23 protein-coding genes are annotated in these 25590 nt (G+C 48.2%); 12 read left to right on the top strand and 11 right to left on the bottom strand.

From position 1 onward, the window contains the following. From KDD36_07125 to KDD36_07135, 3 genes are all read left to right on the top strand, one after another. Window positions 1-1102, top strand: a 1102-nt coding sequence (locus KDD36_07125; GenBank protein MCB0396407.1) for a T9SS type A sorting domain-containing protein, incomplete at its 5' end; no start/stop codon positions are given. Window positions 1103-1204: 102 nt separating this feature from the next. After that, window positions 1205-1789 carry a DUF5606 domain-containing protein gene (locus tag KDD36_07130; GenBank protein MCB0396408.1) on the top strand — a complete coding sequence of 195 codons (585 nt, stop codon included), beginning with the start codon at window positions 1205-1207 and terminating at the stop codon, window positions 1787-1789. 28 nt (window positions 1790-1817) lie between these two features. After that, on the top strand, window positions 1818-3581 hold the full coding sequence (locus KDD36_07135) for a M3 family oligoendopeptidase (GenBank protein ID MCB0396409.1): 1764 nt from the start codon (window positions 1818-1820) through the stop codon (window positions 3579-3581). Here the strand turns inward: KDD36_07135 and dacB are convergent. Beyond that, entirely contained in the window at window positions 3508-5130 is a 1623-nt protein-coding gene (gene dacB, locus KDD36_07140; GenBank protein ID MCB0396410.1) for a D-alanyl-D-alanine carboxypeptidase/D-alanyl-D-alanine-endopeptidase, read from the bottom strand. The genes KDD36_07135 and dacB overlap by 74 nt on opposite strands. Window positions 5131-5191: 61 nt before the next feature. Here dacB and KDD36_07145 point away from each other — a divergent pair, with 61 nt between their 5' ends. Together KDD36_07145 and KDD36_07150 are read left to right on the top strand one after the other, a co-directional pair. Then, on the top strand, window positions 5192-5602 hold the full coding sequence (locus KDD36_07145) for a secondary thiamine-phosphate synthase enzyme YjbQ (protein ID MCB0396411.1): 411 nt from the start codon (window positions 5192-5194) through the stop codon (window positions 5600-5602). Window positions 5603-5607: 5 nt separating this feature from the next. Continuing rightward, on the top strand, window positions 5608-6816 hold the full coding sequence (locus KDD36_07150) for a hypothetical protein (protein ID MCB0396412.1): 1209 nt from the start codon (window positions 5608-5610) through the stop codon (window positions 6814-6816). Here KDD36_07150 and KDD36_07155 read toward each other — a convergent pair. Further along, entirely contained in the window at window positions 6794-7759 is a 966-nt protein-coding gene (locus tag KDD36_07155) for a type IX secretion system membrane protein PorP/SprF (GenBank protein ID MCB0396413.1), read from the bottom strand. The two genes, KDD36_07150 and KDD36_07155, sit on opposite strands and share 23 nt — an antisense overlap. A 218-nt stretch (window positions 7760-7977) precedes the next feature. Between KDD36_07155 and KDD36_07160 the strand changes: the two genes are divergently transcribed. The 7 genes from KDD36_07160 (at window position 7978) to KDD36_07190 (ending at window position 14561) form a co-directional block, all read left to right on the top strand. Next, the gene (locus tag KDD36_07160) at window positions 7978-8538 is read left to right on the top strand and encodes a sigma-70 family RNA polymerase sigma factor (protein MCB0396414.1); all 561 of its coding nucleotides are present in this window, start codon (window positions 7978-7980) and stop codon (window positions 8536-8538) included. Then, complete coding sequence (locus KDD36_07165) at window positions 8538-9623, top strand: energy transducer TonB (protein MCB0396415.1); 1086 nt, start codon at window positions 8538-8540, stop codon at window positions 9621-9623. Before KDD36_07160 ends, KDD36_07165 begins: the two co-directional genes overlap by 1 nt. Window positions 9624-10024: 401 nt before the next feature. Next, window positions 10025-11563, top strand: coding sequence for a GH3 auxin-responsive promoter family protein (locus tag KDD36_07170; protein MCB0396416.1), 1539 nt, complete (start codon window positions 10025-10027; stop codon window positions 11561-11563). Further along, window positions 11553-12170, top strand: coding sequence for a LysE family transporter (locus KDD36_07175; GenBank protein ID MCB0396417.1), 618 nt, complete (start codon window positions 11553-11555; stop codon window positions 12168-12170). The genes KDD36_07170 and KDD36_07175 overlap by 11 nt, the downstream gene beginning before the upstream one ends. Before the next feature lie 39 nt (window positions 12171-12209). Next, entirely contained in the window at window positions 12210-12791 is a 582-nt protein-coding gene (locus tag KDD36_07180) for a YeeE/YedE family protein (protein MCB0396418.1), read from the top strand. After that, on the top strand, window positions 12788-13198 hold the full coding sequence (locus KDD36_07185; protein ID MCB0396419.1) for a YeeE/YedE family protein: 411 nt from the start codon (window positions 12788-12790) through the stop codon (window positions 13196-13198). The genes KDD36_07180 and KDD36_07185 overlap by 4 nt, the downstream gene beginning before the upstream one ends. Before the next feature lies 1 nt (window position 13199). Then, window positions 13200-14561, top strand: coding sequence for a cation:proton antiporter (locus KDD36_07190; GenBank protein MCB0396420.1), 1362 nt, complete (start codon window positions 13200-13202; stop codon window positions 14559-14561). Here the strand turns inward: KDD36_07190 and KDD36_07195 are convergent. From KDD36_07195 to KDD36_07235, 9 genes are read right to left on the bottom strand one after another with little or no spacing between them, the layout of a single operon-like run. Beyond that, the gene (locus tag KDD36_07195) at window positions 14551-15693 is read right to left on the bottom strand and encodes a glycosyltransferase (GenBank protein MCB0396421.1); all 1143 of its coding nucleotides are present in this window, start codon (window positions 15691-15693) and stop codon (window positions 14551-14553) included. The genes KDD36_07190 and KDD36_07195 overlap by 11 nt on opposite strands. Then, window positions 15686-17530, bottom strand: coding sequence for an asparagine synthase (glutamine-hydrolyzing) (gene asnB / locus KDD36_07200; GenBank protein MCB0396422.1), 1845 nt, complete (start codon window positions 17528-17530; stop codon window positions 15686-15688). The genes KDD36_07195 and asnB overlap by 8 nt, the downstream gene beginning before the upstream one ends. Before the next feature lie 4 nt (window positions 17531-17534). Next, the gene (locus KDD36_07205; protein ID MCB0396423.1) at window positions 17535-18632 is read right to left on the bottom strand and encodes a glycosyltransferase family 4 protein; all 1098 of its coding nucleotides are present in this window, start codon (window positions 18630-18632) and stop codon (window positions 17535-17537) included. Beyond that, a complete protein-coding gene (locus tag KDD36_07210) occupies window positions 18629-20056 on the bottom strand; it encodes a hypothetical protein (protein ID MCB0396424.1) in 1428 nt (475 codons plus the stop codon). The genes KDD36_07205 and KDD36_07210 overlap by 4 nt, the downstream gene beginning before the upstream one ends. A gap of 41 nt (window positions 20057-20097) precedes the next feature. Continuing rightward, window positions 20098-21222 (bottom strand): glycosyltransferase family 4 protein, encoded by a 1125-nt coding sequence (locus KDD36_07215; GenBank protein MCB0396425.1) that lies wholly within the window; start codon window positions 21220-21222, stop codon window positions 20098-20100. A 10-nt stretch (window positions 21223-21232) separates the two neighbouring features. Continuing rightward, window positions 21233-22120, bottom strand: coding sequence for an FkbM family methyltransferase (locus KDD36_07220; GenBank protein ID MCB0396426.1), 888 nt, complete (start codon window positions 22118-22120; stop codon window positions 21233-21235). Continuing rightward, window positions 22117-23373: a hypothetical protein gene (locus KDD36_07225; GenBank protein ID MCB0396427.1), complete on the bottom strand. Its 1257-nt coding sequence runs from the start codon at window positions 23371-23373 to the stop codon at window positions 22117-22119. The genes KDD36_07220 and KDD36_07225 overlap by 4 nt, the downstream gene beginning before the upstream one ends. Beyond that, on the bottom strand, window positions 23366-24598 hold the full coding sequence (locus tag KDD36_07230; protein ID MCB0396428.1) for a hypothetical protein: 1233 nt from the start codon (window positions 24596-24598) through the stop codon (window positions 23366-23368). The genes KDD36_07225 and KDD36_07230 overlap by 8 nt, the downstream gene beginning before the upstream one ends. Before the next feature lie 53 nt (window positions 24599-24651). After that, window positions 24652-25590: a glycosyltransferase family 2 protein gene (locus tag KDD36_07235; GenBank protein MCB0396429.1), complete on the bottom strand. Its 939-nt coding sequence runs from the start codon at window positions 25588-25590 to the stop codon at window positions 24652-24654.

Here is a 25590-nt window from a genome sequence, read left to right on the forward strand (position 1 = left end):
TAATGAAGTAAAAACCACGGTCACCAGCAAGGGACGTTCAGGATACAACCTGCCTGATCAATTGGAAGGGCTGGGCTTTGTTTACAAAGACAGTTCTTTGGTATATGAGATGGGGTTGATGATCGGGACCTCAACAGGGCCTAATGTTTCTGACAATGTCAGAGGAGAAACGGCCGGTAACACGGATGAAGACTTTGCACCGGTTATCCCGGTCTATCAGATCAACCCACCGGTAAAATCACATTTCGATCTGACGGGACAGTTTAATGACGATCCTGCCGGCGCCATGATGTTAAATGCACAGGTCAGTCATAAATCATTTGCGTGGAATGAGACCGGTCACACCAAATATGTGATCCTCGAATACACCATCACCAATATGAGTGGAAGCACATGGACGGCCTTTCATGCGGGAATATTTGCGGATTGGGATATCATGGATTACAACCAGAACTATGCTGCGACCGATGCCGCGACCAAATTAGGCTATGCATACAGCAGTCAGACCGGAGGTATATACGCCGGAATACGCCTCCTGACATCCGGTCCGTTCATACACTATGCCATCGACAACGACGGCACGGGCGGAGGTGCCAACATCTATGACGGCTACCCTTCTTCCGAAAAATACACCACCCTCTCCACCAACCGCAGCGATGCAGGTATGCGCGATATTGCTTCGGTCGTTTCATCGGGACCACACACCTTGAATGCCGGGGACTCCATCGTGGTGGCCTTTGCCCTCATCGCCGGAGACGACCTGAATGACATTATCACCAGTGGCAACAATGCACAGGATAAATATGACCATCTTACCTATGCCTGTTATCTGCCTGAACGTGATGTGCAGTTCGGAGAGGTATTCCCCAACCCCACCGACGGAAATGCTTCCATCGCTTTTAACCTGAAGGAAAGAAGCCTGATTGAACTGGATATTATGAATATATCCGGACAAGAAATGATGTCGTTGGGGCAATACCAGTTGCAGACCGGTTCCCACCAGCTACCCCTTCCCGTTGCCTTGCTCAAACCCGGCATATACTTTCTGAAAATCAACCAGAACGGGCACCGGATCATCCGAAAATTTATCGTTTCGGATTGAGGTTCGGTATCATTTCGGATTAAGGATGGTCTTGATCTTCCTCATTTATGCGCTGTGAAATAAAAGTCATTTACTACATTTGCGTATAAACAAAGAGAAAGTATGGATTTAACTGAAATCATTTCTATCACCGGCCAGGGAGGATTGTTCAAGATTATTGCAAGGCATAAGAACCGTATGATCGTGGAATCACTTGTTGACGGAAAACGTATTCCGGCATATGCCCACCAGAAAATTACAACGCTTCACGATATCAGTATCTATACGAATGATGAGGACCGGCCTCTGAAAGAGGTCTTTGCCGCCATTCTGAAAAAAGAAAACGGAGGCCCGGGTCCGGACAGCAAATCGGATTCGGAAACTTTGATAAAATACTTTGAGGAAGTCGCACCCGGCTATGACCGTGACAGGGTATACATCTCTGACATCAAAAAGGTGGTGACCTGGTATAACCTGCTTCGCACAACAGACTACTTAAAGGAGAAGGAAGAGGAAGCAGAAAGCAAGGAAGAAGGAGATAAGAAATCAGCAGATGCTGAAAGCAAGCCCAAAAAAGCGTCCAAGCCTGCTGCAGAGAAAAAAGCAAAAAAGCCCGCTGCCGGACAAACTTCAAAAGCACCAAAAACTTCCACCGCCAAAAAGAAAGCCTCCCCAAAAGCGACGGTTAAAAACAAAACCGGCAAGTGATCCTGATCGTAGCCGGTCTCTCAGGCGAATGAAAGAACTTCTTCACACCCCTTCACATTTATTGAACCGGCAGTATTTGGATTCTGATTTCCGGGTCAATACCTGGGATGATATTGACGGGCTTTTTAAAGAACTGCTGGAACGGGAAATTCCGGATGAAGCCGCCCTTCGTCAATGGATCATGGACCGCAGTGAACTGGATTCTGCTATTGCGGAAGAACAGGCGATCCGTTATATCAACAAATCGCGGTTTACCGGAAACGAAGAAATCCAACAGCGCCTTTCCGACTTCTTCACCGGAATCAACCCCAGGCTTTCCAGTGTAAATGACGCCCTCAACCGTAAACTTTGTGACTCTCCCTTTGTAGGTGCATTTGAGAACACAACCCTGAAAAACTATATCCGGTCTGTTAAAAGTGATGTGGCTTTATTCCGGGAAGAGAACATTCCCGTGTACTCTGAACTTGAGGTGGCCGAACAGACTTTCGGCACCATCAGCGGCGCCATGACCATCCGGTGGGAGGACAATGAGATCACATTACAGCAGGCCTCAACCCATTTGAAGTCTACCGATCGCCATACCCGCCAGGAGGTATTTGAGTTGATTGCCAAAAGAAGATCACAGGATACAAAAGAACTGGAATCCAATTTTGAACAGCTGCTCGACCTGAGACATCAGCTTGCCTCAAATGCAGGCTACCGGAATTACCGTGATTATGCATTTGTTGCCAAGCAACGCTTTGACTATACCGCAGAAGACTGTCTCCAACTGCATGAATCCATCGAAAAGTTTATTGTTCCGCTGGTCGAAGAGATGGACCACATCAGAAAAGATCAACTAAAGGTAGATAACCTGCGACCGTGGGATATGGAGGTTGATGTGAACGGGCTTCCACCTATACGTGCATTCGGGAACGGTGATGACCTGATCCGGGGCACCATACAATGCTTTAAAGAAATTGACCCGCTTTTCTCAGAAACCCTTGAAATCATGGAGAAAAGGGGACTCCTGGACCTTGATTCCCGAAAGGAGAAATCACCGGGAGGATACAATTACCCCCTCATTGAAACCGGGCTGCCATTTATTTTCATGAATGCAGTCGGAACCATGCGCGATGTGGTGGTCATGACCCATGAAGGCGGACATGCCGTGCACTCTGTGCTGTGCAATAACCTTCAGCCGTTATTCCTGAGGATTGTGCCTCATGAGGTGGCAGAGCTTGCATCCATGAGCATGGAACTTTTTGCATCTGCTTATTGGCAGAAAGGTTTTGGACTTTCCGATGATGATTACCGGAGAGCAATGCACGAACACCTTGAGCACATTATAAGGCTATTGCCGTGGATCGCAACCATCGATGCATTCCAACATTGGCTGTACACACATCCGGACCACACAAGGGAAGAACGCAAAATAGCGTGGCTGGAAACACGGAGTCGCTTTCAAAGCAAAGTAGTGGATTGGTCCGGATACGAAAACGACCATGAAACCATCTGGCAAAAACAGGGACACCTTTTCTACGCCCCGTTCTATTATATTGAATATGCCATGGCGCAGCTGGGCGCACTATCGCTTTGGAAGGATTATCTGAAGGATCCAAAATCAACCATAGAGAAATATAAAACGGCACTGGCCTCCGGATATATAAAAAGTATACCGGAAACATATCAATTGGCAGGTATTCCATTTGATTTCGGAGCGACCGCACTGCGGAGCCTTATGGGGTTTGTGCAGGAACAGCTGAAGAATCTGGCACCGATGGAGCCTTCAACTCCGCCATCAATGCCATAAGTTTTTCAAAGTGGTGCCGCATGGCTATCGGTGAACACTCGAAATTATTGGCCATCATCGCAAAAGCAACGAGGTCACCGTCTTTTGTGGTCACATACCCGGCATAACTTCTTACCCTGCTCATATAACCGCTCTTGGCATGAACATTCCCTTCAGCTGCGGTTCCGAAACACAATCCCCTTAATGTTCCCGTGCGTCCCGCAACCGGCAGGGTACCGTAAAACTGCTTGAACAGCGTGGTGTCTTTTCCATAACTTCTTAACATGGAAACCAGTTGTTTTGGCGTGATGGCATCAAACCGCGACAGGCCGCTGCCATCATACTGATAGAAACCTCTCAGATCGAGTCCCCTCCTTCTCCAATATCTTTGGATCACCTCGGTTCCGCCAACGGTACTTCCGAATCCTGTTTGTTTGTATGAAAGATATTTTAGCAGCGATTCCGCGTAGAAATTATGGCTCACCGTATTGGTATACTGGATCATTTCCAGTATTGTCGGCGACTTCCAGGTTTGTATGGTGACCCTCGAAGGTTGCTTGCTACCCAACCGCCCCAGTCTACGATGGGTACTTGCAGAATCCCGAACATGGATGCCCTTTTTTTTCAATGCCTTGAACAAGCTGTATGCGCATAAGTAGGCGGGATCCGGGACCTGGCATTTGATCCCGAATTTCGTGGAATCGGGGGATACATATCCATGAACAAAGCACTTATTCATATACGGGGCACCCGATACCCAGATCGCATTTCCAGGTGCATCCTGTCCGGTTTTCAACTGGCTCACCAACTGAAAATCCGGAATGTCCATCTCCGTTGACATCAGGAATGTATCCGGTTTGGCTTCTACCATGATGTGGTACACATTCTCAACGAAAGAAAGACCGCTTGCACCAGCACAATATCCGCTCTGCATATCTTCCCAGGCCCAGCCGGATGGGATCATGTCATACTCGAATGCCCTGGCATCGCCGATCACCGCTCCTTGTATGGAATCTATACCTGCATTTCTGATCGCCTTTACCCACCTCCGCAATACCGAATCCCTGACGCAACCGCCGAAAACATCCGATCCCAATGATGGATCACCGCTGCCACGGATATAAATGTTGCCCCTGAGCACACGCTTCTGGGTATCGATCACACCGTCATACTGCAACAATGTTTCGATACGTGTATCGGCGCCGAGCAGGTCCAGGACAACGCCGGTCGTCACGACCTTCATCGTAGAGGCCGGAACCATGCTCAGGTCGCTGTTGTAGTGAGCCAGCAATGAATCACGATGCACGTACGCCGCATAAACCCCCCAGGAGGCATGCGTCAATTCGTTGGACATGGCCAATTGTGAGATGTATTGATTAAGCGCAGACACACCATCGGAATCCTGAACCAGGATGATGTCGCTGATCGGAATATAATATTCTGAAGAATCTACGGTATCCGTGGAAGCGGTATCGTTAACAGGAACTTCCTGTTGCGAAGTTGGCTTAAGCAAAAAAACAACAGCTGCCAACAGCGCTATTGCCGCCAATACGATAACACCCCTCTTCATAGTTTACGGTAGTCTTGCGAAAGGTATATGGATTTCCCCATCTTTGCAAAGCAACACCCTAATGATCACACAAAAAGAAATAAGTCTCCCCCCTTTCCCCCGTGGCTGGCACCTGATCACCGACCAGGTGGAACGTGTATTGGCGGACCTTCCGGAAACCGGCATCCTGCACATTTTCATCAAACACACATCCGCAGGGCTCGCACTGAACGAGAATGCCGACCCCACCGCCAGACATGACCTCGAAGTTTTCATGGATGATCTGGTATCGGAAAACAACCCTACCTATACCCACACGCTGGAAGGAACAGACGACATGCCCGCACATATCAAATCCGTATTGACAGGACACACGCTGACCATACCTATCAGTAAAGGTCGCCTGAACCTGGGCACCTGGCAAGGGATATATCTTTGTGAATTCAGAGACAGGGGCGGATCCAGAAAACTTGTTCTCACCGTCATCTCCTGAATCACATGATCAGAAAATCATTCAAAATCATTTTCCGGACCCTGGCAGCAATCGCCTCATTCTTCGCGCTGATCTATACCGGATGCAACACCGGAAACAACATCTATATGTTTCCGAAAGAGGCGTCATTTACCGGCGATCAATATTACAATCCTTACCGCGGGTGGGATCATGAAAAAACACGCTTGTGCAATTTTCACGCACACGCCAGGGCATGGGGTGGCATCACCAACGGGCATGACAGCCGGGAGTATATCAGGGAGCGCTACAAGCAGGCAGGATATGACGTGTGTGAAGTTTCGGACTACTTCCACATGTCCGAAGAAGAAGAACCCAATGCCATTATCTCAGTGTATGAACATGGCCTGAACGTAGGCAAACACCATCAGCTGGTGCTTAATGCACCTGAAGTGAACTGGAAGGAATTTCCCCTGGCACAGTCCATCCATAACAAACAAACAGTTATTAATTCAATCCGGGAAGACACCCAGGCCGTGGTTGCATTGGCTCATCCGGCATTCACCGTCGGTTATTCTGAAGATGACCTGAAAAAATTGACCAACTATCACCTGATCGAAGTCCTGAATCACCGGAAATTTTCCTTTAAAGAATGGGATGCTGCCTTATCTGCGGGCAGACCTGCATTTCTGATCGCCGATGATGATATACATGACCTGAGCAGCATGAGCTACTTCACCCGGAACGCCACCCTCATTTCATCGCCTACCCTTGAAAAAGATTCTTTGCTTAACAATCTGACCCGGGGAAATGCCCTGGGTGTTGAAATATACATGGGTGATGGGGAAACACTGGAAATGCGGCGGCAAAAGATACTTGACATGGAACAACTGATATCCGCAAAAATGGCAGGAGACACATTCAAGGTAAGTCTTTCACACGTGGCAGACACGGTGAGGTTTTATGGTAGGGAAGGTCACCTGATGAAGCGATTGCACAACACCAAACTTGCAGATTATCCTTTCGATCCGTCAGACCCATACATTCGAACGGTGATCGACTTTCCATCCAGGAACCAGATGTACCTGAACCCGGTTCTCAGAACCACCGGTGGAAAACCCACCATGCCAACGGTTCAGACAGACCGGCTCAATACACTGCTATACCGGACGATGATGTTTCTGGCTTTTGCCAGTATCCTGATCCTTTGGATTCGCTGGTTGAGAACGAAGTTTAAAACGAAGGGCAAAACATAGTCCGGAATTTCTTCGGTCGGTTTTTACACTCAAATAAAAACGACAGTGATAATTCATGAGCGCCTGCACTGAAAGTGGCCAGTTTGCTTATGGTAGCATCATATGTATAACCGAGCTGGTACTTATCTCCCTTTAAACCAACGGTTAGAATGACTGCATCACGTTCGATCATGCGCGACCAGATGCCAAAGACCAAAGGTTCCTTATCCCAATACAACCCCATATTCAGTTGCTTAAAATCTCCCTGGCGTTGGTAGATCACATTCGGCGACAAACTTGGCCGTTTGTTCCCGTGTTGATAGAAATTCATACCGGCGTGGATGGTGTACTTCATGGGAAGCTTGCTTTCACCAAGGTTCATAAACGCTTCATCGGGTTCCGTCAGGTGATGCACGGCCACACCACCAAAAATGTGTTTGTTATTGATCACGATGCCGGAGGAAATATCCACCATGCTTTTTGAATCCACCGGGCGCTGCTCCTTTGTGTTCCACATCAATCCCATCTTTGGATCCAATTGATCTCCAAAGATCAGCTTATCCCAATCCAGCGTGCGCTGAATAAATGCAGCCTGAACTCCGAACTGAACTTTTGTACTCCGTGTGATATCCTGGTGGTACGAATACATGGCCGCTGCCTGATGTACCGTGTAGGTCGACTGTCCCGCCTGGTCACGCAGAATATAAAACCCCAATCCACCTTCGGCAGACTTTACATACTGATCATAACTGGCGGATGCGGTCACGAAATTACCCGACAATGCAGGCCACTGATTGCGGTAATTCATATGCAGCGAAGGACATCGAGAAGAGCCTGCCATGGCAGGATTCAGGTATAGTGGATTCGCATAGAACTGGGAAAAATGGGAGTCCTGGGAATAACATTCGCTCCGGAAGGCCATAGTCATTATAACAGCCGCCCCCAATAAGTACATCTTCTTCATAAGAACGCAAATTTTGGTTTTCATCAATCACTCATAATAAAGGTCCGGGCGTTAGTGATATTCCACAAACAACACGACATCTCATGGGAAATCGCTGGTTTTCAATCTGTATACCATTGGTTATGAAGAGGCTGATAACGGTATTATCCGATTTTTAGATATTTTTGCGTTTGGTATGGAAAGGAAGTCAATACCTTCCCGTAAGAGAAATTGGGATTATGTCTAAACGTTCACCTGTTTCAGATCAGGAACTGATCGAAATGTACAGGAACTCCCACGACCTGAAATACGTCGGAGAGTTGTACCAGCGATATACCCATATCATAACCATCATCTGTCTGAAATATCTCAAGAACCAGGATGATGCCCAGGATGCGGCCATGGACTTGTTTGAGGTCCTATGCAGAGATCTGAAAAAACACCAGGTAAAGCAATTTAAATCCTGGCTCGCCACCGTCACCAAGAATTTATGTATCAAGAAGTTACGCCGATCCAGCCACGATGATCTCAAGGAAGGGATGGCCGTTGCGGAAGAAACGGTTGTGGAAATCTCAGGTGTCATGGACCCTAATGTTATCAAAGAGGAGCAGTTGAGCCGGTTGGAAAAGCTGATTGAGGAAATTCCCGCAGAACAGGCCACATGCATTAAGCTGTTCTATCTGGAAGAAAAGAGTTATGAAGACATTGCGGGTATCACCGGATACTCCATGAATGAGGTCAAAAGTTATTTACAAAACGGAAAACGCAACCTTAGAATAAGAATGCAAAAGCCCTCCTGATGCAGGACGCACTGAAGAACATATTAACCGATAGGTCTTGCCTGAATATGGAGGAGTTGTATGGCTATGCACAAGGCACGCTCTCCCCTGAAATCAAGCACAGCGCAGAATCGCACTTATTGGATTGTGTACTATGTAATGAAGCGCTTGACGCAATCAAGGAAGTAAATCAGGCAGATGCGGATCTTCTTTCACAAAAGGTGAACCAGGCCATTGAGAAACAAAGTGGATTCTCTCAGGGTGGTTTTGACGTCAGGAATAAAAGCTGGTTATGGATCGGGTTGGCGATAGTGGCAGGGATGGCATCCCTTCTATCGTTGTTGCCTGACGGGGGCGACACAGATGATACCGTCCCTGAATTAAACAAACCTTACTATGTAGATCGCGCTTCGCGAGAAAACCATCTGGATGACTTCGCCGACGAATGGACAATTACAGATACTTCTGCCATTAACGCAAGTGACAGTCTGCAAGACCCAACGCCATCCGAAACCGGAATGGTTGAGCAGTCCGACCAAAAAGAAATTCAATCTGAAAAGGCCACTGATGCCAATGACAAGAAAAACAAGAAAAATCAGGCCAGCTTAGAAGGTACCGGGCAACAGGTTACAGAAAAAGACCAGGCAGACAATACGTCGATCAATTATATCCAGGAGATTGACATATTCAGAAGAGAAAACCTTGATAAACGCAAGATCAAAAAAGGAGAAGAGGATACGGCGGGAGGCAAAGCATATTCCGTACTGTTTGAAGAACCCGACTCCTATAATGCCGAAGGTATGCCTGCGTTTAAAGGAGGTGACGGCCGTCTCAAACAATACCTGGAAGGAAAAATCACACCAACGGAATCGATAACCGCAAAAGGTCAACCCGGATCCGCCATTGTAAGTTTTGTAATCAATCCGGAAGGACAACTATCTGAAGTCACCCTGATGAAGGGGATCGATAGCGACTATGACCAACAGATACTGAAGGCCATCAAAGAAATGCCATCCTGGGAACCGGCAACCAGAAAGGAAAAAGAAGGGTGGGCAAAATACACCCTGATGTTCAAAATCCAAAAGGAAAATACATCCCGGCAATAGGCCGCCGATAACGGCCCACACGCTACCAAGCCCTACTGCATCAATTCGTAGCTTTTCCCGAGGTACTTAATATTAACCCAACTTATGCAGTAGGAGGTGAGGAACGAGCCGAACTATCTGTATTTAGTTGGGGTTATCCCGATTTAGAAAATCACTTTTCGGATGCACGAAGTACAGGCCGGAAAGGCTGATTTTCTTAATCGCTATGCATTAGAAAATTTTCTATTGCATAGTTTGGGATTAAATGTCGTACTTTTAGCCTCATATCAACACGGTACATGATCCGTCAAAGCATTCATTCATTACCGAACCCGGTTGTTTCAAACGGTAAATTACCATCTGCTATGGATTGGCTCACTTCATTGTGCCGATAGCCAATTATCTATGGACGGAAATTAGGAATGGCTTTCATTGGAACCATATTACAGGAATCCATCAAACTTAAACAGTCGATGGCTTCAGGCCGCACGAAGGCCAGTCCGTTGCTTCAACAATACAAAACCCTTGAGAAGCTTATCACCTATTCCAAGGACACTGCCTTCGGGGAGGACTTCTCTTTCCCGGATCTGTTAAAGGAAAAGGATCTGATGGATGCCTACAGGTCATCCGTCCCGGTGTTCAACTACGAAAGCATGCTTAAGACATACTGGTCCCGGATTCTTGAGGACCAGGAGAATATCTGCAGACCCGGAAAGACAAAATTCTTTGCCCTTACCTCCGGAACGTCCGATTCCGCAAGTAAACGTGTGCCTGTTACCACAAGCATGATCAAGGCCGTACGAAAAACAAGCATACGTCAGATGCTTACACTTTCCCAGTTCGACCTGCCCGGTAATTTTTATGAAAAGGGTGTGTTGATGTTGGGAGGAAGTACCAAACTCCAAAAGATAGGGCAACATGACGAAGGTGATCTTAGCGGTATTCTTGCCGGAAATATCCCCCTGTGGTTTTACAGGTTTTATAAACCGGGAAGAAAGCTTGCGATGGAGCGCGACTGGCAATTAAAACTGGACAACATCACCAAAGAAGCAGCCTCGTGGAATATCGGTATCATTGCAGGTGTTCCGGCATGGGTTCAAATCCTCATGGAACGTATCATCGATCATTATAAGGTAAAACACATCCATGAGATCTGGCCAAACCTGAAGTTCTTTGTTCACGGAGGCGTATCGTTTGAACCCTATCGCAAGGGATTCAACGCACTGCTGGGCGAGGAGATCAACTACCTGGAAACTTACCTTGCAAGTGAAGGCTTCCTTGCCTTTCAGAATGGCACATGCCCTCATATGCAGCTTGTGCTGGACAACGGCATCTACTTTGAGTTCATCCCCTACAACGACAACAATTTTGATGATTCCGGCAATCTGAAACCCGGAGCCCGGTCACTGCACATCAATGAGGTGGATACAAAAACCGACTATGCCATCATCATTACCACATGTGCAGGAGCCTACCGCTACCTGATCGGTGATACCATCCGTTTCATTTCCACCGAGACCTGTGAGATAAAGATCACCGGGCGCACCAAACATTTTCTGAGTCTCTGCGGAGAACACCTCTCTGTAGACAATATGAATACCGCAATCAAGCGTCTTGCCGAAGAAACCGGGCAAGTGATCAGGGAATATACCGTGACCGGCATTCCGTATGAAGGAATGTTCGCCCATCAATGGTATATCGCCATGGAAAACCCAACCAATATAGAACAAGTGCAACAACAGCTCGACCGTATTCTATGCCAGATCAACGATGATTACGCCGTTGAAAGAAAGGCTGCACTAAAAGCAGTGATGGTAAAGCCATTGCAAACCACCACCTTCTACCGGTTCCTCAAAACCCTTGGCAAAGAGGGAGGCCAAAACAAGTTTCCGCGGGTGCTTAAAGGCGCATTGGTAGAAAAATGGCAGACCTTCCTAAACAACGACCCCGATGCCCGTTGAAGCCATCGCCAAAGGCGCGGGCATGGGATTTCTGTTAAGTCTGATGGTTGGTCCGGTTTTTTTCGGACTGATCGAGACAAGCATCAAGAAGGGTTTCTGGTCGGCACTTTTTTTTGCCATTGGCATCCTGGCCGGGGATGCATCCCTGATATTCATCGCATACAAGGGTTCATCCCTGATCTCCATTTCAGATGATGCTCATTTTGCTTTTAAGATCATCGGAGGCTGTCTGATGATGGGCTTAGGCCTTTTTAAAATCTTTAAAAGAACGCACAGCACACCTGAAAACGAAAAGGTCTTCACCATCGAAAGTGAACATTTTATGCGATCTATTATCAAAGGTCTATTTCTGAATGCCATCAATCCTGCCGTCATGTTCTTCTGGGCAGGGATGGTGGTAGTCGCAAAATCCGAGTTCCCTGCAAAGGAGGACTCCATCACCTTCTTTCTGTGTATCCTTGGAACCTTATTTTTTACCGATACACTGAAAGCATTTCTGGCGAGATACCTGAGAGCGCTGGTCACACCGAAACTTGTTAACATGGTATCACGGGGTGTCGGCGTAGTTTTTGTTATTTTTGGGGTGTGGATGATGGTCCGGAAGTAGTTTTCCAACTTCGGGTCATTGTCATTGGAATGCCGCGTCATGACAGATTTTATTGATTTCCTCCGACAACCTATGCCCTGGTATATTGCAGGGCCACTTATCGGTTTAATGATACCACTGCTGCTAATCACAGACAACCGTAAATTCGGTATTTCATCTTCATTCAGGCACATTTGCGCGGCCTGTCTCCCCAAAGTAAGCGGGTATTTCAAGTATGACTGGAAAGAAAAAAAGTGGAACATGATTTTTGCAGTCGGCGTGATAGCCGGTGGCTTTATCGGTGGTTTTGCATTTGCAAACCCTGAGCCCATCAGGTTATCCAATGAAGCCATTGCCATGTTTGCAGAATGGGGCCTCCCCCAACCGGATCAGGCGCTGATTCCTTCTACCCTGTTCAGCTGGAACTTCCTTGCTACCTGGAAAGGAATGATTCTCATCGTTGCCGGTGGGTTTCTGGTGGGTTTCGGAACACGGTATGCAGAAGGCTGCACTTCCGGACATTCGATCACCGGCTTGTCTCTCCTGCGTTATGAGTCATTAATCGCCACCATTTTTTTCTTTGCAGGAGGCATGCTCATGTCTAACCTGATCCTGCCATGGATCCTTAAATCCGGGTTATGATGAAGACACGTATGTTTTTTCTGGGCCTTATCTTTGGTACGATCCTGACCAAATCGGAGGTGATCTCATGGTACCGGATTCAGGAGATGTTCCACTTCCAGTCATTCTATATGTACGGTGTTTTTGCAACGGCTATTCCCGTCGGAATCATCACCACCCAACTCATGAAAAAGTTCGGGACCAAAACCCTGAACGGAGACCCCATTCGCTGGCCGGAATATCATTTTACAAAAGGCCATGTGATCGGAGGCTTCCTGTTCGGTCTCGGCTGGAGCATGACCGGGGCATGCCCGGGACCGCTGTTTGCATTAGCAGGCGGAGGATATACGGTGATCATTGTAGCCCTCGTAAGCGCTATTCTGGGCACTTACGTTTACGGTTGGTTGAGCGACAAACTACCACAGTAACATGGATATCTCCCTTGTCATTGTAGTCCTGGGTTTGCTGATCTTTTCAGCTTACATTTTCAACGGCCTCTTCAGTTACACCCGCGTTCCGAACGTACTGTTATTGTTGATTGTGGGTTTGGTCGTTGGCCCCTTAACATCGTGGATCAAGCCTTATCAGTTCGGAGAAATGGGGCCGGTATTTACTTCGGTGACCCTGGTGCTGATCCTTTTCGAAAGTGGCACCAAGCTCAAGCTGGATGATCTGGCAGCCTCCATCGGTTCCGCATCCCTGCTTACGCTGGTAAACTTTCTCATCGGCAGTCTGATTGCCGGTTTTGTCGCATACCTGTTCATGGGGCTTTCCTCCATTGGCGCAGCGTTCTTTGGCACCATTGTTTCCGGTACGTCTTCCGCTATCGTGATCCCCATGGTGAACCAAATGGGGTTGAACAAGAAGGCAGGATCCATACTCCTGCTCGAGTCGGCCATCAGTGATGTGCTTTGTCTGGTTGTCGGTTTAACCTTGCTGCCCGCTATGAAGGCAGGATCTTTTGATCTTTCCGTGATCCTGGGAAAGATTTGGAAATCGTTTCTTCTGGCCCTGTTGATGGGTAGCGTTACCGGGCTGGCATGGTCGGTGATTCTCAAATGGATCAGAACCATACGTAACCCATTATTCTCCAATCTCGCATTTGCTTTTATTCTTTACGGCGTCACAGAAAAGCTGGGATTGAACGGGGGGATGGCGGTATTGGGATTCGGTATTGTACTGGGCAATGCATACACTCTCCAAAAAAGCAGACTGAGTGTACTGATCCCCGCCCAGGAATTAACCGAGAATGAGAAGGGTTTCTTCTCGGAACTGGCTTTTATCACCCAAACATACTTCTTTGTTTATGTGGGCATCCACATGCAGTTCGGTGGCCCCACGCCGTATATCGCAGCCCTGCTGATCATTGCAGGCATCCTTTTCGCCCGGCCCTGGGCGGTGCGGTTTCTCACCCGTGGAAAGCTTCCGATGAAAGACCTGGCAACCATGTCGTTGATGTCACCCAAAGGACTGGTACCCGCCATCCTTGCCTCCCTTCCCCTGCAAAGAGGTATTGCGGAAGGAAGGGCCATCCAGGATCTCGCCTATGCCCTGATTCTTCTGAGCATCGTACTCTGCACCTTGTTTATGGTATTGACAAATCGCTATCCGAAACTGCGCGACCGGTGGTTTGCCATGCTAAAAGTAAAGGCATCACCGGAAGAAGAGACCGAGGAGCAATCTCAGGAAGTTGAGGCTGTCATGGTCGAAAATGCACCCGCTGAAACCGATACCTCCTTACCTGAATCAGACCAGAACACCGAAGGGACCTCCGGTACAACTAGCCCCTGAACATTTCAAGGTACTTTTCAGCGAGGTCTTTCACATCCGTATGAATCCGGTAATAGCGAAATGCGGAAGACATCATTTTATCAAATGCGCCCTGATCCCAGTTCATCGCCTCGATAATGGCACGGCAAAAACCGGCCTCATCTTTCATGTCCAGATCCCAACCCACGCCTTCCTCCTGTAGCTTTCTCCATGGTGTTCTATCCGTGATAAGCACGGGGCAACCGGCAGCCATGGACTCCAGTATCGTATGCCCATAGTTCTCTCCGGTTGTTGGTAGAAATAACACATGACACTCCAGAAGTTTAGCTCGCAAATCTGCCGGTGATAGGGCTCCGATAAAATTCACCTTTACGTGATCAGGAAGTTTATTCGCCAAATCCTTGCACGCTGCGTAATAGGATGGACTGTAAATCTCGCCTACGACATCCATTTCAATTCGCCCTGAAGAAATCCCCTGCAACACGTGCAATGCACCTTTCAGGTTTTTCTCCTCAGCGATCCGACCTACGAATATCATCTTCAGGGATCCGGGAGATTTTACCCTCGATATGGGTTCTTCCTTCACCACCGTCGGAAAATTGGGCAACATGGATACCCGGCTTTTGGCCCCGATATGCTTTCTGATCTGAACGACCTCTTCGTGACTTGTAGCATGAAACTCAACGTGTCTGAACATCCCGGACATGCGACTGGCCAGCAAAAAAATATGCTTCTTCACAGGCTTTACCGAAAGCGAACCTGGCGACAGCATTCCGCGGGGGGCAAGGATAATCTTTACTCCGGCTTTCGCAAAATACTGAAGTGGTCTTAATGCAAATGGCACCGAGAACATGCTGTTCAGGTAAATGACATCCGGCCGAACATGTTTCAAGACTTCAGCAAACAACGCATTGTTCAATAAATCCGGCGGGGTATAATACACCTTCTCCCCTGAAGGTCCGGCATTCCATTCACCTATATTCACCCCTTCATAGGATGTGGCCGACTGGTAGTCTGCATGACCGGTCACCACAAACACCTCCGCCTTTCCGGAGATCGATGAAGACAGATTCGCAAGCGAACGGATCGGGCCTCCGGCTTTAAATCCCGGCAGATACCAATCCGTAAATATCAGGATGCGAGGATCAGACATCAACATCGTGTTTATCCAACCAATAGGCCAGGACAACAAGCGGCCATATCCGTGTCCAGGTCACCCCTCCCCTTTGGGCGAGAAAATCTTTCCATACCCTGTCCAAACCTTGCTTATCAAAGCCCCTCTGATCTCCAAGAAGATTCAGGTGTTGTTCTGAAAAGTCCTTCAATTCATTCTTCATCCAACGTTCCCAGGGAAATGTAAAACCCATTTTAGGCCGGTTTGAAATATCTTCGGGAATGAGTTCTCCCAGGCTGTCGGTGAGCAATTTCTTAGGGGTTGAGGGATATTTGTGCTTGTCAGGGACCTGAGCTACGAACGACACCAATTCATGATCCAGGAACGGGACCCGCACTTCAAGGGCATGGGCCATACTCATCTGATCGGTATCCCTGAGCAACACATTCTGCATGTAGGTAAACATCTCGGCCCTGGACACTTTTGTCAGGAAGGGTCTGCCATTGTTAAATTCCGGACGTGTGATCTCCTCCACAGTGTTTTCAAACCAATTACCGGAGTATAGCGAATACAAATCCTCATCCGACCAGAGCTGTCGGCCGAGTGCATAAGCGGCGGCAGGATCATAGGTTTTCATCGTCAGCAGGCGTGCCATCTTCTGACGCTGAACACTGCCCTGCAGTGCGGATGCCGTTACCTTGCGCAACACCCGGGGAACATGATACAACCAGGCATTGGCATTTAATTTATAGAGGCGTTGAAAAACGGGGTAGCCGGCAAAAACCTCATCGCCACCCAACCCGGAAAGCGCCATGGTAATTCCGGCCTGTTTGGTACGTTTAGAGACCGTATAGGTATTGGGACCATCACCTCCGGGGTGGTCCATGGCATTCAAAGCATCAGGCAATTCATGCAGAAAATCTTCCGGTCTCACCCTGATCTCATGATGATCGGTTTGATATCGCCTGGCAATCAGACCGGCATATTTTTCTTCGCTGAAGTCCTGTTCTTCAAACACGACGGAAAAAGTTTTTACCGAAGTATTTGACAACTGCGACATAGCAGCAACCACTGCAGTAGAGTCAATCCCTCCGGAAAGAAAAGCACCGAAAGGAACATCCGCCACCAGTCGTTTTTCCACCGCTTTGAAAAACCGTTCGCGGACACCCGTACAAGTTTGCTCATAGGTCAGGGCAAGTGATTCACCTGCGGGTTCATTTGCATATGACTCTATGGTTGTCTGGCCATTGGCGCAGGTCATATACGATCCGGGCATCAGCATATTCACATTGCGGATGATGGTTCGGGGTGCATGTACGGTCTGATACCGAAGGTAATCCAGCACAGATGCCTCATCTGCTTTCCTCGGCACCAATTCGGATGCCAGCAAAGACCTTATCTCCGAAGAGAATAACAACTGTTTACCGTTGAGATGGTAGTATAACGGTTTGATGCCCATCCGGTCCCTTGCGATCAACAATTGTTTCTTCTCTTTATCCCAGATGGCGAAAGCGAACATTCCCTGGAAACGTTGGAGGCAACCTACCCCCCATTTGGCATATGCAGCCAGGATCACTTCGGTATCGGTTTCCGTTGTGAATGGATATTCAGCCAATTCCTTTCTCATTTCCCGGAAATTGTAAACCTCACCGTTGTGTGCGATCACATAGCGACCGTCATAACTGACCATAGGTTGATTTCCGGCTGAGGAAAGATCCAGAATCGCCAGGCGCCGATGCCCCAATCCGGTATGACCATCCCAGAATATCCCTTCGTGATCCGGCCCGCGATGTTGTATGGCAGAGGTCATCCGTTGAAGAACCTCCTGCTGGTTACTCAGCGGATCTGCCAATATCATTCCTGCTATCCCACACATAGTTCTAAAGTTCGGATATCAGATTTTTTACATGATCCAGATAGGTGGCATAACCAAAGGCCGCATTAACCTCTTGCATGCGTTGCTGTTTGGCCTGTTTAGTTCTCAAGGCATCATTTTTCAAATGCGAGATCAGGGCCTCCTGAAGTGCCTGCGGATCATCGGGGTCAATCAATGTTCCGAGTCGTCCGTCGTCCAGTGCATCCACACTACCATCCTTGTTTCCTGCGATCACAGGTATGCCATATGCCATGGCCTCGATAAAGACAATTCCGAAACCTTCATTAACAGAAGGCATGGCAAACACATCTCCCAACCTGAAATGATCAGCGACCGCATCTCCCGGAATAAATCCTGTGAATATCACACGTCCCTGCATACCTTTTCTGATGATCAATTGATCAAGGCGTTCCTTCTCTTTCTGGTCATATTTTCCTACAAGCAAATAGATGGTCTCCGGCACCTGTTCAACCACCGCAGGCAGCACCGAGATCACCTTATCGTATCCTTTGTAGGCTTCACCTGAGACCATTCTTCCCACGGTCAGTATGACTTTGTTTTTGGTTGTCAGTCCATACTTCCGGAGCCATGTTTCATTCTTCTCAAAGATATCTTCCAGAATAAAGTGTCTGCCGAGCGTATTGGGCAATCTTCTCACCACGTTATCATCCACACCAAAGATTTCCTTCAGTCTTTGTATCGTATGCCGGCTGACGGCAAAAATGCGGTGCGCATGTTTTATCACATGCTTACCCATGAATGACATCGGTTGCCAAACCTCAATTCCATGTGTAATAAGCACGACCTTAAGTCGCGGGCGAAATAGTCTTGCCAGAAAAGCAACCGGAGCAAGGTTCACGTGTCCGAGAATAAGTACATCAGCAGACATTGCCGCGCGTATCGTTTCAGACATATAGCTAATACGACGACCGGCATAACCTTTACTGAATTGAGCGGATTCCTCGGACATTGCATCATCATGAAGCGAATAAATGTGGAGGTCATCCGCGCATTCCGCCAAAGCAGACATAAACGCCTGGTTGAATTTTTCCAGTCCACCGTTGCCTGTATAAGCAGTCAGATAAGTAAAGACGATTCTCAAACCCGGGCTTGTTGAGGGATGGATTGAAACTTTGCTTCCCGGTACTCCCTTGGGACCGGGATAAGCCGGTGCATAATGTTGATCACGAGATAGGCCATGAATGCGGATTTCATCACCTGATTGATGGCTGTTGCAAAATCATTCTCAGCCTTTACACAGTAGAAAAACAGAAACGGAAGCCACAGCACCAGTTCAGGGTATTTCATTGACTTTTTCATGGTGAAGGTCATGGCCCAATTAAAGAAGAAGCCCAACAGAAGCATGAAAGCAATACCACCCCACCGGCCAAAATTGGCATAGGCCTCACCCACAATACTCAGGTCCATGCTGGTACCTTCTCCCGTGTAATAACCGGTAAAACGGTGGAAGTTCGCCTGTCCTCCCGACTTCGCCTTATTGGGATTTAATATCCGAGGAATAAAGGCTGCCTGAAGGCCGTCAAGGATGGTTTCTCCCAGCGCATAAGGTTCGTCATCCGGCACCGTGCAAATGATCCGGGCAATGATCCATCCCTGGTTGATCCGATCCACAAAATCCTGCATGGTGGTTTGTTCGGTCAGTTCCTGCGACTCATCCAGCTGTTGTCCGACAAGTCCACCGGCTGCCTCAATACGATCCATGGTAGACAGACCCTGGTCTTCATTAACCATAGACCTGAGTTCACTCTTAATGGATTGAAGAAGGAAAATCCCGATCAAAGCGAAAACAATCATGATCACCCTTTTGGACAGGGAGACTTTATTTACGAATGTATAGAGTATAAAAAAGTATCCGCACCAAAGCAGGAGATCATGGAAGATGGTACTGCTCACAGCCGCAAGCACCTCACCCGTAAAGGCCGCTATGATCCAGACCCATTTGGAGGTGGATGTGCTAAGGAATAAATAAAAGGCGCCTACAAACTTGAGGTAGGAAAGCAATAGCATAAAATATTTCAATCCACCCGGAACCACACCAATAAGCAGATTGGCTAACAGGCCTGCAATTACGAGGGTTTTACCATGCGTCAGATAATACTTTCCGGCGATGAACATCCTGTTCACACTGTCAAGATCATATTTCTTTGAGCGGCTTCTCCCGGTCATCAACCCCGCCGAGAAAGCAAGGATGGCAGGAAAGACATAGCCCATATAATCTTCCTCATCCACACTCATCGCATAAAACTGGCTTTCTGGTAAAAAGTAGTAGGCCATGATCGGAGCGACAATCCACTGTGTGAAAGCAACCAGCAGGATCAGCAAACGAAGCGGAACACCTGAAGAAAGTTCCAGCATGAATGCCGTAAAGATCATGGTAAACAGGAATATTCCGGCAAGACCAAATATTGACATTTCCGGATAAAGGGCCAGGAAATACAAGACCGGCAAAAGCGCGAGCACGATCCTCTGCATATTTAGATTGCCTCCCATGGTCGCCTCAGTCATTTTGGCGTGATACAAAGAAAAGCATTAAAACGTTAATCGTATCATGCTTCTACGAAGGTGCGAAGAGCTTCGAAGTTCGTCTCAAATGAATGTACCTTGTTTACCCTTCCCAACGCGTCTGCCAATCCCGGACCAGGATGGCGACAAGCATGGGTAGCCTCGGAAATTTTTTGTGCTAGGGCATCCACATCTCCCGGAGGGTAAGTCCAGCCGCTGCCCTTGCCATCAATCATATCCGGTACACATCCACAAAGTTCTGAAACGATGGCAGGTATACCACAAGCCATGGCTTCGTTCACCACCAGGCCCCAGGTTTCCGACAGACTGGTCATCACCAGGCAATTGGTTTTTTGGTACAAGGGCAACAACTCCGTTTGATTCTTGAATCCGACCCAGGAAATGCGGTCGGAGCCGGCAGATAATTGCTCACATTTCTTTCGCAATGGCCCATCTCCTACCATGATACATCGGATATCAGGATCTTTTCCCGAAGCCTTGAGAAATGCCCGTACCATATCTTCAGGTCTTTTTATATCCACCATCTTTCCTACCCAGAGAAATGTTATGACTTCGGATTCTTTTTTCTGTAGAGGATCAGGATGCCAGAAAGCCTGATCCACTGCATGCGGTGCATAAGCAAGTTGAGTTTCCTTTGCACCATGTGCCTCCAGGTATTCACGGTTCAGCTTACCCACATAAAAGGTGGTGCTGTATTTTCTGATGAGCCATGGATAAAGCATTTTTTTGATGGTGTCCTTTATCGGATGCCGGGTTGCACCAAATTGACTGTCGCCCCGCACCGCCACAGGCAATTTCAGCTGGCGGGCCGCCCTCAGCGCCTGGAGGTATGACTTCAGGTACCAGCCGAATATCAGCACATGGGTAACCTGGTGTTGTAAGAACATCTGCTTTACATCCGGTGTATCACATCCGTTGTATTTCACCAGGGAAGGATGTGCTGAAACGTTTTTCAAAAAAACATGCTCATAACCGGAAAGCAGATCGGTGTCCCACTTGAAATCCAGACCGAACCCTTCTCTGCCCACTTCATGACCCGACGGATCGTGTGCGTAGAAAACCACGACATCCATACGTTCTGCCAGATAACGGAACATGGGTGAGAAATACTGGATGGGATGGCTTACAACAATGGCCAGTCGTGACATTAGCTCTGATTCAGAATCGGTGATTCAGTACATTGATCTTATCCGCGGATCTGATCCGGTCGCGCACAACTTCTTCATTCCGGATATAGATCACGTTATCCCCTTTCCATGTTTCATCCACGGAAAACAGATTACGGGACAAGGGTTCGTAGTAATGCGGTTTGAAACCGTAGCCTTCCAGACGCTCCTTAATTTGTTTATCCTCAATTCCGTAACGCCTTCCACTTCCGTTCAACTCAATGATAATGGCAGAAAGAGTCGGATTCTCCATCACCCTGGTGGCACCATTGATCACCTGGTATTCGAAACCCTCCACATCTATCTTCATAAGAAAAGGAAAGCGCGGAGCTATGCTTACATCCAACCGGTCTACCTTCACGGGAATCGTGTCTTCCGTATTCACGGGGTTCATCACCACATGGTTCACCGAGTCCAGGTTTTTGGTAAAATGGATGGTAGAGCTTTCCTCACCCAGGCCCATGTTCAACGCTCTGACCTTTTGCGTCATTTTATTCACGCGCACATTCTCTTCCAGCCAATGAAAAGTTTCGGGTACAGGCTCAAAAGCCACACTATCGGCACCGGCCACAGCAGATGCCAACACGGTAAACACGCCCACATTTGCACCGGCATCCACAAAAAGATCTCCCGGCCTGAGCACGTGTAAGAGAAAACTCATTTCAGGAAACTCCGCCAGGCCTACATAAATATTTCCGGTAGCTCCCACCATACCTTTCTTTACAACCAGGCGACTGTCTCCCACAAAAGGAACCTCCAATCTTTCCCTGAGTCTGCTCATCACCTGCCAACGGGCAAAACGGAACAAGGCCGATGTGGAATGGCCTCTGGTAAGGGGATGTTCTTTCAGGAAGTTGTATATCTGTCGGATTTCTTTCACTGCTTTTCTATAATTGAATTGATTTGATCAACCAGGGCCTTGGCGGAAGCCCATGAGGAATATGATTTCAGGGCGTCATATGCCGGAGACCAGACTTCGTTCCCTGAAAGAAAACGCTGCACCGCATCGGCTGTTTCTTCCTGCAACACCTCTTCAGACGCATCTTCTTTATAGCGCACCAGGTAATTATCCGCATGAATATCCGTTAACACGGCTGCGGCCGAACTTTGATCGTGAAACATGGCCAGCACCGGTCTTTTGGACAGCACTGCCTGGAATGTTTTTGAGGCGGTGTAGTGCGCTTCCGTGCTTCCGATCACCATGACCCCTTTCGCTGCTGACAACATATGAAGAATGACGAGAAACGGAAAACGGTCCCTGATCTCAACCACATGTTGCGAGATACCGGCCTGCCTGGCATAATCTGCGATCGTTTCTCCGGAATAGAATCCGGTACCTACAAAATACAACCTGATGCGGTCGCGACGTGACGTATCCTGTTTATTCAACCATTCATTAAATACCTTGAACAGCACCTGCATGAAGTACCTGGACTTCGGCAGGAAAGCGCCTGCGTAGATATAGACCTCTTCATCTTTGCCCCAGGGGAGCTCCACCCCTTCAATCTTCACTTCATGGTCGTGGGGATCAAAACCATAAGGCATTCCCACATACCGCACCTGCCGGCCGTTAGAGAAATTCCGGTCAAGCACCGGTTTAAAATACGGCACCGACACGCCACTGATCAGAGATGCTTTTTTCACGCAATAAGGCTCTAGAATTCTCGCCACCTGGTTACTCATCCAGTCTTTGGAAAGCACCTTCCTTCCATGTGTAAAGCCATCCACCCAGGGATCGATGTAATCAATTCCATACGGGATACCCGTTTTGTCATGTAATTGCCTGCCGAGTAAAGCGGTATAGAACGATGGAATCGGGATCCACAGAAAATCCGGGTGTTCATCACGGATAATTTCCAGCGCTTTTTTCCTGAGGTAAGGAAGGGCCCGCAATCCCAGATCACCTATAATTCCTTTCTTACTTCTTGCAGGCACATGATGCACTTCCACGTCAGAAGCCACGAGTTTGTTCATATCGTTGTCGGGCGCTTCATCGTAGAATGACGGATCAACCGCCAGAATAATCGGGTGCCAACCAAACTCCTTTAAAAAATTGGAGATAAGCCTCGGACGATGCACGCCAGCCAGATTTGACGGGGGCCAATGGGGATAGATGATCAACAGTTTACGCATGACGGGCTTGGTTGGTCCATCGTTCAATTAATTCTGACAACTTTCCGCACTCATTCTCCCAGCACACATCATCCGCCAATTTATATCTTTCATCTTTACCGCTTCGGATGCGCGTCTTGTCTTTCACCAGTTCTGCCATCGCCGAAGACAAAGCTTCCACAGACTGTCCACAAACCACGCCATGCCTGGCATGCTCATCCATAAAACGCTTCTGGGCTTGCGTGTCCGTCGCAAGGATATAAAGTCCGGACTGTAAATATGCGAATATCTTGTTGGTCAGACACAAATTGCGGTTTTCATCGGCGGTGGATAGTTCCATGGCCAGTCCCACATCGTAGTTCATGAGTGACCGGTGCAATTTTTCCTGCGGCATAGGCAAATGGGTATGAATAAACTTCCGGTTCGGAGCGATCCATTCTCTTTCAAAATCCTGGACCAGGTTTCCGATCAGATGCAATTCCACTTCATCCTGCAAGGGTGCAATAGCCTTGATCACTTCTTCCAATCCCCGTCCTCCATCAATGTTTTGGGAGAACCATACCAGCTTTATTCTTCCGGTCAGCTCCTTGTCAGGAGGAACAAACTCATGACGTGAAAAGCAGTTATTGAGCACCGATGACGACTTCAGGGAGACCGGTAATCCTTTCACCGCTTCACCAATCAATGGTGATGCGAAATGTACGTGAGAAGCACCGGGTAAGAGTTCACGCATCAGGGTTATCCGACGCTTTTTTTCAAATCCTCCATCTTCCGGCATGGCTTCTCCGGGATGAAAATCCTCTACATCAAAGACCCAGGGCACCGGTGTACCTTGCAGCCATCGCCACGCGGGGTATAAAGCCCCAAGGGTATGTACCAATACCAGATCAAAATCCTTCGGGCGATATTTTCGCAAGCTTCTCCACAACAGCACGGCCCTTTTATTTGACGCCCATGCCTTCATCCTGATCCCGGCCAAACCTACCCTGTCCATCAGACCCGCCAGCTTGCTGATCATGGTTGCATAAACGAACGGCCAACCTGAGGCGCGCGATGCAGGGATATACCGGACAAGTGACACCCATTGCTCCTTTGCACCACGTTCTGTTTCCAAGGTATCGCTCCAACCCAGGTCTGAAAATGCGATGACCTGCACTGCATGATCTTGTCTGAGTTTCAGGAATTCCTTTTGCAGCCTTGGGTTGGTGGTAAGGTTCTGGGTGGTTATCAAAAGGATATTCGCCATAGCTGGAGTCGGACGGGTTACTCCTTGTTTTTAAGATCGCGCTAATTTACGATTTAAGTGGAAGGAAGGCCTCTGTTTTTCCGTTTGGCCCTTAACCAGATCCAGGGCATCACCAAGCGCATTTTGGGATGTACGTCTCCCCAAAAAATTTGCTTGTACGCAATCACCTCCGGTGGCACAAGGTCAGGAAAGTAATAATGTGTCACCAGCATCTGGGTTTGTAGAATGGCAATGTAGTGGTCCCTCCGGCCCTTCTCCAGCGCCGTTGAATCGCGAAGTTTTTGGATCAACTGGCTTGTGAGTTTCAGCGTGAGCTCACTTCGTTTATGGAAATCCATCTGTGAAATGGATTCCGGATTACGTCGGATATATTCACAAAAACAACCTGCCTCATAGACAAAAACATGACCACGGATACCTGCCAGGGTAAAGTACTCGCGGTCCTGCGCCACTTTTGTGTTGACATTCCAACCTCCTGCCAATGCCAGATCATCGGCGCATCTTTTAGTCATCAGATAGCTGTTGTTGGCCGACCAGCGGTCGCGGAGAAGTGCTTCCAGGTAGTCCGTGATACCAGAACGCACCTCCAACGTGCGGACTTCATTCCCATCCGCATTGCACTTCACATGCATCCAGTCGCTGTATGCGATGGCAGCTTCTGAATCCTCCAGCGCCCGGATTTGTGCCTTGAACTTCCCGGTGAGCAAAAGGTCATCCGCATCCAGCCATTGCACATAGGTACCGGTAGCATGAGCCAGGCCATGGTTACGCGAAGCATTGGCCCCTTTGGATGGGTTCCGGAGCCAACGAATGTGGCTTCCATGTTTTTTAATCAGGATCTCCACCACCTCCCTGCTGTTATCTTCCGAGCCGTCATCCACAATGATCACTTCCTTCAGAAAGTCAGATCCCTGCAACAGGCAGCTTTCGATGGTTTGGGGAAGCCATTCTGCGGCATTAAAACAAGGTATGATCACCGAGACCTGTGACAT

This window comes from Flavobacteriales bacterium (assembly GCA_020435415.1).
GTDB lineage: Bacteria > Bacteroidota > Bacteroidia > JACJYZ01 > JACJYZ01 > JACJYZ01.

What these genes read in the sequence shown, in the direction of transcription:
- KDD36_07130 (MCB0396408.1), top strand. Translation starts at nt 1,205, where the DNA reads ATGGATTTAACTGAAATCATTTCTATCACCGGCCAGGGAGGATTGTTC.
- KDD36_07135 (MCB0396409.1), top strand. Translation starts at nt 1,818, where the DNA reads ATGAAAGAACTTCTTCACACCCCTTCACATTTATTGAACCGGCAGTAT.
- dacB (MCB0396410.1), bottom strand. Translation starts at nt 5,130, where the DNA reads ATGAAGAGGGGTGTTATCGTATTGGCGGCAATAGCGCTGTTGGCAGCT.
- KDD36_07145 (MCB0396411.1), top strand. Translation starts at nt 5,192, where the DNA reads ATGATCACACAAAAAGAAATAAGTCTCCCCCCTTTCCCCCGTGGCTGG.
- KDD36_07150 (MCB0396412.1), top strand. Translation starts at nt 5,608, where the DNA reads ATGATCAGAAAATCATTCAAAATCATTTTCCGGACCCTGGCAGCAATC.
- KDD36_07155 (MCB0396413.1), bottom strand. Translation starts at nt 7,759, where the DNA reads ATGAAGAAGATGTACTTATTGGGGGCGGCTGTTATAATGACTATGGCC.
- KDD36_07160 (MCB0396414.1), top strand. Translation starts at nt 7,978, where the DNA reads ATGTCTAAACGTTCACCTGTTTCAGATCAGGAACTGATCGAAATGTAC.
- KDD36_07165 (MCB0396415.1), top strand. Translation starts at nt 8,538, where the DNA reads ATGCAGGACGCACTGAAGAACATATTAACCGATAGGTCTTGCCTGAAT.
- KDD36_07170 (MCB0396416.1), top strand. Translation starts at nt 10,025, where the DNA reads ATGGCTTTCATTGGAACCATATTACAGGAATCCATCAAACTTAAACAG.
- KDD36_07175 (MCB0396417.1), top strand. Translation starts at nt 11,553, where the DNA reads ATGCCCGTTGAAGCCATCGCCAAAGGCGCGGGCATGGGATTTCTGTTA.
- KDD36_07180 (MCB0396418.1), top strand. Translation starts at nt 12,210, where the DNA reads ATGACAGATTTTATTGATTTCCTCCGACAACCTATGCCCTGGTATATT.
- KDD36_07185 (MCB0396419.1), top strand. Translation starts at nt 12,788, where the DNA reads ATGATGAAGACACGTATGTTTTTTCTGGGCCTTATCTTTGGTACGATC.
- KDD36_07190 (MCB0396420.1), top strand. Translation starts at nt 13,200, where the DNA reads ATGGATATCTCCCTTGTCATTGTAGTCCTGGGTTTGCTGATCTTTTCA.
- KDD36_07195 (MCB0396421.1), bottom strand. Translation starts at nt 15,693, where the DNA reads ATGTCTGATCCTCGCATCCTGATATTTACGGATTGGTATCTGCCGGGA.
- asnB (MCB0396422.1), bottom strand. Translation starts at nt 17,530, where the DNA reads ATGTGTGGGATAGCAGGAATGATATTGGCAGATCCGCTGAGTAACCAG.
- KDD36_07210 (MCB0396424.1), bottom strand. Translation starts at nt 20,056, where the DNA reads ATGACTGAGGCGACCATGGGAGGCAATCTAAATATGCAGAGGATCGTG.
- KDD36_07215 (MCB0396425.1), bottom strand. Translation starts at nt 21,222, where the DNA reads ATGTCACGACTGGCCATTGTTGTAAGCCATCCCATCCAGTATTTCTCA.
- KDD36_07225 (MCB0396427.1), bottom strand. Translation starts at nt 23,373, where the DNA reads ATGCGTAAACTGTTGATCATCTATCCCCATTGGCCCCCGTCAAATCTG.
- KDD36_07230 (MCB0396428.1), bottom strand. Translation starts at nt 24,598, where the DNA reads ATGGCGAATATCCTTTTGATAACCACCCAGAACCTTACCACCAACCCA.
- KDD36_07235 (MCB0396429.1), bottom strand. Translation starts at nt 25,590, where the DNA reads ATGTCACAGGTCTCGGTGATCATACCTTGTTTTAATGCCGCAGAATGG.